The sequence below is a fragment of the Streptomyces hazeniae genome (assembly GCF_031845485.1).
GTDB classification, from domain to species: Bacteria; Actinomycetota; Actinomycetes; order Streptomycetales; family Streptomycetaceae; genus Streptomyces; species Streptomyces hazeniae.
In genome coordinates, this window is sequence record NZ_JAVREQ010000001.1 from 634,395 (window position 1) to 644,468 (window position 10,074).

At 75.7% G+C, this 10,074-nt stretch carries 1 protein-coding gene; it reads right to left on the minus strand.

Annotated elements, in window-relative coordinates; all coding sequences use genetic code 11:
- Positions 1-10,014, minus strand: a complete 10,014-nt coding sequence (locus RM572_RS02720; RefSeq protein WP_311671619.1) for a type I polyketide synthase — start codon at positions 10,012-10,014, stop codon at positions 1-3.
- Between the last annotated feature and the right edge of the window lie 60 nt (positions 10,015-10,074).

Sequence of the window (10,074 nt, forward strand, 5' to 3'; positions counted from 1 at the left end):
TCAGTGTTCCTGTGAGTCGTTGTCGGTGCCGAGGGCCAGCTCGACGAGGTCGGCGACGTCCATGTCGTCGAAGTCCCGGTCGGGTTCGGCGGAGCCGTCCCGGGACGCGGCCGGATCGGACTGCTCGGGAGCGGCGGCCAGTTCGAGCAGGGCGTCCAGCAGCCCGCTCTCCCGCAGGCGGCTGAGCGGGATGGACCGTACGGCGGCCCAGGTGGCCGCTTCCTCCGGGCTTTGGGCCGGCGCGCCGTCGTCGGCGGGGTAGAGGCGCGTCAGCAGGTAGCGGGTGAGTTCGGGGAAGGTCGGGTGGTCGAAGACGAGCGTCGTGGGGAGCTTCAGGCCGGTGACCGCGGACAGGCGGTTGCGCAGGGCGACGACCGTCAGCGAGTCGAAGCCCAGCTCGCGCAGCGGCCGGTCGGCGCGCATCTCCGCGGCGGACTCGTGCCCCAGCGCGACGGCGGCCTCGCGGCGCAGCCGGTCGACGAGGCGCCGCTCGCGTTCGCCGGCGCTCAGGGCCTCCAGTTCGCGGACGAGTTCCGGCTCGCCGCCGTCCTCCGTCTCGGTGTCGTCGGTGGTGGTGAGCGCGTCCCGGGCTTCGGCGACGCCGTCGAGCAGCGGCCGCCTGCGGGCGGCGGCGTAGGCGGGGGCGAACGCCTTCCAGTCGATGTCGGCGACGACGAGTGCGCCCTCGCCGCGGCCGACGGCGTCGGCGCACGCCTGCACGGCGTGGTCGGGGTTCATCTGCCGGATGCCGAGCCGCTGGAAGTACCGGCCGGTGTCGGCGTCGACCATGCCCCCGCCGCCGCCCCACGCGCCCCAGGCCAGGGAGGTGGTGGGCAGTCCGCAGGCGCGACGCGCGGCGGCGAAGGCGTCCAGGTAGGCGTTGGCGGCGCCGTACGGGACCCGGCCGGCGTTGCCCCAGACTCCGGCGCCGGAGGAGAACAGCACGAAGGCGTCCGGCTGTTCGTCCAGGGCGTCGACGACCTCGGCGAGGTGGCGGGCGCCCTCGACCTTGGGGCCGAGCACGGCGGCCGTCTCGGCGACCGTGAGGTCGGAGACGGTGCCCTGCCGTCCACTGGTGCCGGCCGCGTGCAGCACGGCGCGCACGGGCGGGCCGTCGACCGTGATCTTCGCGAACAGGGCGTGGACGGCGTCCCGGTCGGTCAGGTCGCAGGCGGCGACGACGGCTTCGACGCCGAGGTCGAAGAGTTCGTCGCGCAGCTCCGGCATGCCGTCGGCGGCCTCGCCGCGGCGGCTGACCAGGACGACGCGTGCGGCGCCCGAGCGGGCGGCCCACCGGGCGAGGTGACCGCCGAGGGCTCCGGTGCCGCCGGTGATGAACACGGTGTCGCGCGGCTGCCACGGCGGGAGTTCCGTCTCGGCGGGGGCGCGGACCAGGCGCCGTGCGGTGATGCCGTCCGGGCGGAGGGCGAGCTGTTCCTCGCCGGTCGCGCCGGTGAGGACCGCGCGCAGCTGCTCGGCGCCGTCGGGGCCGAGGGTGCCGGGAAGGTCGACAAGGCCGCCCCAGGTGCGGGGCAGGTCGAGTCCGAGGACCACGCCGGCGCCCCAGGCGAGGGCCTGGGCGGGGTGGCGGGGCGGGTCCTGCGGCCCGGTGCCGACGGCCTGGGTGGTCGCCGCCCACAGCGGTGCGTCCACCCCGAGGTCCTCCAGGGCGGCGGCGGTGGCGAGGAGCCGGGCGAGGCCCACGGGCACCACGCCGTCGCCGGGGGTGGGGGTCTCGTCGAACGCGGTCAGGCTCAGCACACCGGCCGGCTGCACGCCGTCCAGCGCGTCCCGCAGGCGCGCCGCCACGTCGGTCTCCCCGGCGCCGAGCACCAGCTCGACGACGTCCGCGCCGCCGTCGGAGAGGGCGCGGGTCGCCTCGGTGGCGAGTGCGTCGTGTCCGCCGTCGCCCTCGGCGCGCAGCACCAGCCAGGTGCCGGTCGGCGGTTCCGTCGCGGAAGGGGTGACGGGCGTCCACGCGGTGCGGTAGGTCCAGCCCTCCAGGGTGGAGCGGAGGCGTCGGCCGCTGTGCCAGCGGGAGAGGGCGGGCAGCACGGATTCCAGCTGCTGCGGCGCCAGGTCGAGCCGCTTGCCGACGGACTCGGCGTCCTCGGCGGCCACGGCGCGCCAGAACGCGGTCTCCTGGGGGTCCGCCTCCTCGTGGGTGAGGGGATGGTCCTCCAGCCGGGGCCAGAAGCGGCGCCGTTCGAAGCCGTACGGGGGCAGGTCGACGCGGCGCGCCCCGGTGCCGTCCAGGACGCGGTTCCAGTCGACGGGGGTGCCGGCGACGTGTGCCTCGCCGACGGAGGTGAGGAAGCGGTCGAGTCCGCCGTCGTCGCGCCGCAGCGAGCCCACCGCGACGACGTCCTCGCGGTCGGCGAGCGTCTCGGTGACGGCGCCGGTGAGCACGGGGTGGCAGCTCGCCTCGATCATGGGGCCGAAGCCCTGCTCGGCGAGGGCGCGCACGGCGTCGGCGAAGCGGACCGGGCTGCGCAGGTTGCGGAACCAGTAACCGGCGTCGAGCGGAAGGTCCTCGGTGTCGGCCCAGTCGGCGGTGACCGTGGAGAAGAACGGCACCTCGGGTTCGAGGGGCGTGATCGGGGCCAGTGCCTCGGCGAGACGGTCTTCGATCTCGTCGACGTACGGCGAGTGCGAGGCGTAGTTGACCGGTACCCGCTTGGTGCGGACGCCCTGGGCGTCGCAGTGGGCGGCGAGTGCGTCCAGGGCGTCGCCGTCGCCGGAGACGACGACGGCGCGCGGGCTGTTGACGACGCCGACGTGCAGCCGGCCGGAGTACGGCCGCAGCATCTCCTCGACGTCGTCGGGGGCGGCCTCCACGGAGAGCAGGCCGCCGCCGGCGAGGGTGGTGATGGCCTGTGCGCGCAGGCTGACGACGCGGGCGGCGTCGCGGAGCGACAGGGCGCCGGAGAAGCAGGCGGCGGCGATCTCGCCCTGCGAGTGGCCGACGACGGCGGCGGGTTCGACGCCGTAGGCGCGCCACAGCTCGGCCAGGGAGACGTTGACGGCGAACGTGGCGGGCTGCACCACGTCGTCGCGGTCCAGGCCGGGGGCGCCGTCCGCCTGGCGCAGCACGTCGGTGAGCGACCAGTCGACGAACTCCGAAAGGGCCGTTTCGCAGCGGGCGACGTGCTCGGCGAAGACCGGTGCGGCGTCGAGGAGGTCGGCGGCCATGCCGGCCCACTGCGAGCCCTGGCCGGGGAAGACGAACACCGGTCGGCTCAGCGGACGGGCGACGCCCTCCACGACGTGCCCGGACGGCTCGCCGGCGGCGAGTGCCGCGAGTCCGCCGAGGAGTCCGTCCCGGCCGGCGCCGACGACGACGGCGCGGTGGTCGAGCGCGGAGCGACCCGCGGCGAGGGTCAGGGCGACGTCCGCGGGCTCCAGTTCGCGGGCGGCGGTCAGCAGGCGGGCGGCCTGGGTGCGCAGCGCGGCGGCGGTGGGCGCGGACAGCGTCCACGCGGCGGGCCCGGTCTCCCGCGGTTCGGCGGGGGCGGGTTCGGCGTCCTCGGGGGCGGGCTGTTCCAGGATGACGTGGGCGTTGGTGCCGCTGATGCCGAAGGACGACACTGCGGCACGGCGCGGACGGCCGTCGGTGGCGGGCCACGCCTGGTGGTCGGCGAGCAGCCGTACGGCGCCCGCGTCCCAGTCGACCTTGGACGAGGGCGTGTCCAGGTGCAGGATCTTCGGCAACGTGCCGTGCCGCATGGCCATGACGCTCTTGATGACCCCGGCGACGCCGGCCGCGGCCTGGGTGTGGCCGAGGTTGGACTTCAGGGCGCCCACCAGCAGCGGGGCGTCGGCGGACCGGCCCTGGCCGTAGGTGGCCAGCAGGGCCTGGGCCTCGATCGGGTCGCCGAGCGGGGTGCCGGTGCCGTGCGACTCGACGGTGTCGACGTCGCCGGGGCCGAGGCCCGCGGTCTGCAGGGCCTGGCGGATGACGCGCTGCTGGGACGGGCCGTTGGGGGCGGTGAGCCCGTTGGAGGCGCCGTCGGAGTTGACCGCGGAGCCGCGGATCACGCCCAGGATGCGGCGCCCGTTGCGGCGGGCGTCGGAGAGGCGTTCCAGCAGGATCAGGCCGAGGCCCTCGCCCCAGCCGGTGCCGTCCCCGGCCTCCGCGAACGGCTTGCAGCGGCCGTCGGGCGCCAGGCCGCGCTGGCGGCTGAACTGCTGGAAGACGGTGGGGGTGGACATCACGGTGACGCCGCCGGCCAGCGCCAGGTCGCACTCTCCGGCGCGCAGCGCGTTGGCCGCCCAGTGGATCGCCACCAGGGAGGAGGAGCAGGCGGTGTCGACGGTGACGGCCGGGCCCTCCAGCCCGAAGGTGTAGGCGACGCGACCGGAGGCGACGCTGCCGGCGGTGCCGCTGCCGAGGTGGCCTTCGAGGTCGTGCTGCCGCCCGTGCAGGAGGATCGGGTAGTCGGTGTACATCAGGCCGACGTAGGTGCCGGTGCGGCTGCCCTTCAGGGAGCGGGGCGGTATGCCGGCGCGTTCGAAGAGCTCCCAGGTCGACTCCAGCAGGAGCCGCTGCTGCGGGTCCATGGCGAGGGCCTCACGCGGGGAGATGCCGAAGACCGAAGGGTCGAACTTGTCGGCGTCGGTGAGGAATCCGCCCTCGCGCACGTAGCTGGTGCCGTGCTGTTCCGGATCGGAGTCGAAGAGCCGGCCGAGGTCCCAGCCGCGGTCCTCGGGCATGGGCACCACGGCGTCGTCGCCGCGGAGCACGAGGTCCCACAGGTCCTCGGGCGACTCGACGCCGCCGGGGAGGCGGCACGCCATGGAGACGATGGCCAGGGGCTCGTCGTCGGCCGGGCGCGCCGACTTCGGTGCCGGGGCCTGTGCGGCGGCGTCGGCGTGCTGGTCCGCCGAGGCGGCCTCCAGGTAGGCGGCGAGCGCGGCGGGCGTCGGCTGGTCGAAGATGACCGAGGCGGGCAGACGTACTCCGGTCTCCTCGCTGAGCCGGTTGCGCAGCTCGACCGCCATCAGCGAGTCGAAGCCCAGTTCGGAGAAGGCCTTCTCGGGGTCGACGGTCCCGCCGGAGGAGTGCCGGAGCACGGCCGCCACCCGGTCGCGGACCACGTCGATCATGGCCTTCGTGCGGCGGGCGCCGCGCGAACGGGTCGCCGGCCGGGTGACGAGTCCGCGCAGCAGCGCGGGCAGGGTGGCCCCCTGCCGGCGCAGGACGGTGAAGTCGAGCGCCACGGGCACCAGGCCGGCTTCGTCGCGGTGCAGGGACGCGTCGAACAGCGCCAGGCCCTCCGGCCCGGTCAGGCTCAGCACGCCGATGCTGCCGGCGCGGGCCAGGTCCACTTCGGTGAGCCCGCCCACCATGCCGTCCTCGCCCTCCCAGAGCCCCCACGCCAGGGAGAGGCCGGGAAGGCCGGAGGCCCGGCGGCGTTCGGCGAACGCGTCCAGGTAGGCGTTCGCCGCCGCGTAGTTGCCCTGTCCGGGGCCGCCGAAGGTACCGGCGGCGGAGGTGAAGAGGACGAACGCGGCCAGGTCGGCGTCGCGGGTCAGCTCCTCCAGGTGGAGCGCGCCGGCCACCTTCGGGGCGATCACGGCGTCGATGCGTTCCGGGGTCAGCGACTGGACGATGCCGTCGTCGAAGGTGCCGGCCAGGTGGATGACGGCGGTCAGGGGGTGCTCGGCGGGGACGGCGTCCAGGAGGCGTTCCACCGAGGCGCGGTCCGCGATGTCGCAGGCCTCGACGGTGATGTCGGCGTCGAGTCCGCGCAGTTCGGCGGCGCCGGCGGCGTGCGGCCCGGACCGGCTGGTGACCAGCAGGTGCCGTACGCCGTGGGTGGCCACCAGGTGGTGGCACAGGGCGCGGCCCAGCCGGCCCGTGCCGCCGGTGACGAGCACCGTGCCGTCCGGGTCGAACGGGGTGCCGGCCTGCTCGGGTTCCGCCGGCACGCGTACGAGCCGGGGCACGTACCAGCGTCCGTCGCGCAGCGCGAGCCGGGGCTCGTCGCGGCCGAGGATCTGCGCGGGAGGCGGGGTGGCGCCGGGGCCCGTGTCGTCGGCGTCGACCAGCACGAAGCGGTCGGGGTTCTCCGACTGGGCGGAACGCACCAGCCCCTGCACGGCGGCGGCGACCGGGTCGGGAGCGGTGTCCCCGGGCAGGGCCACGGCGCCGCGCGTGCGGAGCACGCAGCGCACGTCCTCGCCCGCGGGGCGCGCCAGTTGGTCCTTCACCAGCGCGAGGGTGCGGTGCAGGGCCTCGCGTACGGCCTGGTGCGGGTCGTCCGGCAGGTCGTCGGAAGCGCCGGGCAGGTCCACCACGACGGGCGTCTCGCCGGGCGTCGCCCCGTCCCGGGGCGCCGGGACGGTCAGTTCCTGCCAGTCGATGCGGAACAGGGCGTCCCGCGGCCGGGTGCGCGGCCGCTCCCGCAGTCCGTCCTCCGTGACGGGCCGGACCAGCAGCGACTCGACGTTCAGGACCGGGGTGCCGGTGCCGTCCGTGGCGGTGAGCGCGAGCACCTGGTCCGAGGTGCGGCGGAGCGTGACGCGGAGCGCGGCGGCGCCGGCGGCGCGCACGGACACGCCGGACCAGGTGAACGGCACGGCACCGTCCGTGGCCCCGTCGAGGGCGGCGGCGTGCAGGGCTGCGTCGAGCAGCGCCGGGTGCAGGCGGAAGCGCTCCGCGTCGACGTGGCTCTCCTCGGGCAGCCGCACCTCGGCGTGGATCTCGTCGCCGCAGCGCCAGGCGTCCGTCAGCAGACGGAACAGCGGGCCGTAGGCGAGGCCCGCGTCGGCGAGTTCGTCGTACAGGCCGGCGGTGTCCAGGGGTTCGGACCCGGCGGGCGGCCAGACGGCGTGCGCGTCGGCCAGCTCGGCGTCCAGGTCGGGATCGGCGTCCGGGCCGAGGGTGCCCTCGAAGTGGCGGGTCCACTCCTGGCCGGAGGCGTCGTGCGGGCGGGCGTAGCCGGTGATCTGCCGGCGCCCGGCCTCGTCGGCGGCGCCGACGACGGTCTGGAGCGCGACCCGGTCCGTCTCCCCCAGCACCAGGGGGTGCACGAGCATCAGCTCGTCCACGCCGGGGCAGCCGGTGAGGTGACCGGCGTGCAGGGCGATGTCGAGGAACGCCGTGCCGGGTACCAGGATGCGGCCGGACACCCGGTGGTCGGCGAGCCAGGGGTGGGTGCGCACGGACAGCTCGCCGTGGAAGGCGGTCCCCCCGGCGTCGGCGCGGTCGCGTCCGGCGTCCAGCAGCGGGTGGTTGTCGGCCTCGTCGGGGCGGGTGACGACGGAGTCGAGCCACAGCCTCCGGTGCTGGAAGGCGTAGGTCGGCAGGTCGACGCGTGCGGCGCCGGTGCCGTCGTAGAAGCGCCGCCAGTCGACGGGCACGCCGGCCGTCCACAGCCGGGCGAGGGCGTGGACCAGGTCGGTGGCCTCCGGGGTGTCCTTGCGCAGCAGCGGCTGGACGAGGACGTCCGCGGGCACGTCGTCGGCGACGGCGGCGGACAGCGGTCCCGCCGGGCCGAGTTCGACGAACCGGCGGGTGCCGAGCCGGCGCAGGGCGGCGGTGCCGTCGGCGAACCGCACGGGTTCGCGCACGTGGCGCACCCAGTGGTCCGCGGTGAACTCCTCCACCGTCTCGCCGGTCAGGTTGGACACCACCGGGATGCGGGGGGCGTGGTGCTCCACGGACTCCGCGACGGTGCGGAACTCGCGCAGCATCGGGTCCATGCGCGCCGAGTGGAACGCGTGGCCGACGGTGAGGCGGCGGGTGCGGCGGTCGCCGAACCGGTCGGCGGCGCGCAGCACCGCGTCCTCGTCGCCGGACAGCACCACGGAACCGGAGGCGTTGACGGCGGCGAGGCAGACGCCGTCGCCGAGCAGCGGCGCGACCTCGTCCTCGGTGGCGCGGACGGCGACCATGGCGCCGCCCGCGGGCAGCGCCTGCATCAGCCGGCCGCGTGCGGCGACCAGTCGGCAGGCGTCGGCGAGCGACAGGGCGCCGGAGACGTGGGCGGCGACGAGTTCGCCGATGGAGTGGCCGATCAGGTGGTCGGGCTGCACGCCCCACGACTCCAGCAGGCGGAACAGCGCCACTTCGAGCGCGAACAGCGCCGGCTGGGTGTACTCGGTGCGGTCGAGCAGGTCCCCGTCCTCGAACATGACGGTGCGCAGCGCGGGCCGCGCGCCGCCGTCGAAGTGGGCGCACACCTCGTCCAGCGCGGTGGCGAAGACGGGGAAGGAGGTGTACAGGTCGCGGCCCATGCCCGCGCGCTGCGAGCCCTGGCCGGAGAAGAGGAAGGCGACCGGTCCGCCGAGAGTGCGTCCGCGGACGGTGCTCGGCCCGGTCGGCTCGTCGGACGCGTCCGTCTCGTCGCTCGCGTCGGATGCCAGGGCGGCGAGGCCGGCGTGCAGTGCCTCGGGGGTGGAGCCGAGTGCCACCGCGCGGTGTTCGAGGGCGGCGCGGGTGGTGGCGAGCGAGTGGCCGACGTCGGCGGCGGCGAGGCCGGAGACGCCGGCCGCAAGCCGTTCCGCCTGCGCGGCGAGGCCGTCCTCCGTCTTCGCCGACACCGGCCACGGCACGAGGGGCAGCGTGCGCGCGTGCAGCCGTTCGCCGTCGGCCGGCTTCTGCTCGTCCTGCGGGCTCTCCTCGGCCGGGGCGGGCGCCTCTTCGACGATGACGTGCGCGTTGGTGCCGCTGACGCCGAACGCGGACACGCCGGCCCGGCGTGGCCGGTCCTGTGCGGGCCACGGCTGCGCCTCGGTGAGCAGGCCGATGCGGTCGGACCAGTCCACGTGCCGCGACGGGGCGTCCACGTGCAGGGTCTGGGGCAGCCTGCCGTGCCGCAGGGCCAGCACCATCTTGATGACGCCGGTGACACCGGCGGCGGCCTGCGTGTGGCCGAGGTTGGACTTCACCGAACCGAGCCACAGGGGCCGGCCGTCCGGGCGCTGGGCCCCGTACGTGGCGAGCAGGGCCTGGGCCTCGATGGGGTCGCCGAGGGTGGTGCCGGTGCCGTGCGCCTCGACGGCGTCCACGTCGCCGGCGGTGAGCCGGGCGTCGGCCAGCGCCTGCCGGATGACGCGCTGCTGGGACGGGCCGTTGGGGGCGGTGAGTCCGCTGCTGGCGCCGTCCTGGTTGATGGCGGTGCCGCGGATCACGGCGAGCACCGGGCGGCCGTTGCGGCGGGCGTCGGAGAGGCGTTCCAGGGCCAGCAGGCCGACGCCCTCGCCCCAGCCGGTGCCGTCGGCGCCGTCCGCGAAGGACTTGCAGCGGCCGTCCGGGGACAGGCCGCGATGCCGGGCGAACTGCACGAACGTGACGGGCGTGGACATCACGGTGACGCCGCCGGCGAGCGCCAGGGAGCAGTCCCCGGCACGCAGCGCCTGGCACGCCAGGTGCAGCGACACCAGGGAGGAGGAGCACGCCGTGTCGAGGGTGACGGCGGGCCCTTCGAGGCCGAAGGTGTAGGCGACCCGCCCCGAGGCGATGGACGGCGAACTGCCGTTGCCCAGATAGCCCTCCATGCCGCGCGGCGGGTGCTGGATGCGGGTGGCGTAGTCGTTGTACATCACGCCGACGTAGACGCCGGTGCGGCTGCCGCGGAGCGAGACGGGGTCGATGCCGCTGCGCTCCACGGCCTCCCAGGAGGCTTCGAGGAGGAGCCGCTGCTGCGGGTCGGTGGCCAGCGCCTCGCGCGGGCTCATGCCGAACAGCTCGGGGTCGAACTCGGCGGCGCCGTGGAGGAATCCGCCCTCGGTGGCGTACGTGGTGCCGGGACGGTCGGGGTCCGGGTCGTAGAGCGCCTCCACGTCCCAGCCGCGGTCGGTGGGGAAGGCGGAGACGGCGTCCGTACCGCTGTCCAGCAGTCGCCACAGCTGGTCCGGCGACTCGACCCCGCCGGGCAGCCGGCAGCTCATGCCGACCACGGCGATCGGCTCCGAACTGCGCGCCTCGAGTTCGCCCAGTCGCTGACGGGTGCGGTGCAGGTCCGCGCTCGCCCGCTTGAGGTACTCGCGGAGCCGTTCCTCACTCATGTGTCGCCCCTCCGGCCGGGTTGGCCCTCTTCCACGGCGTGCGCTGGCGCACCGCCGATC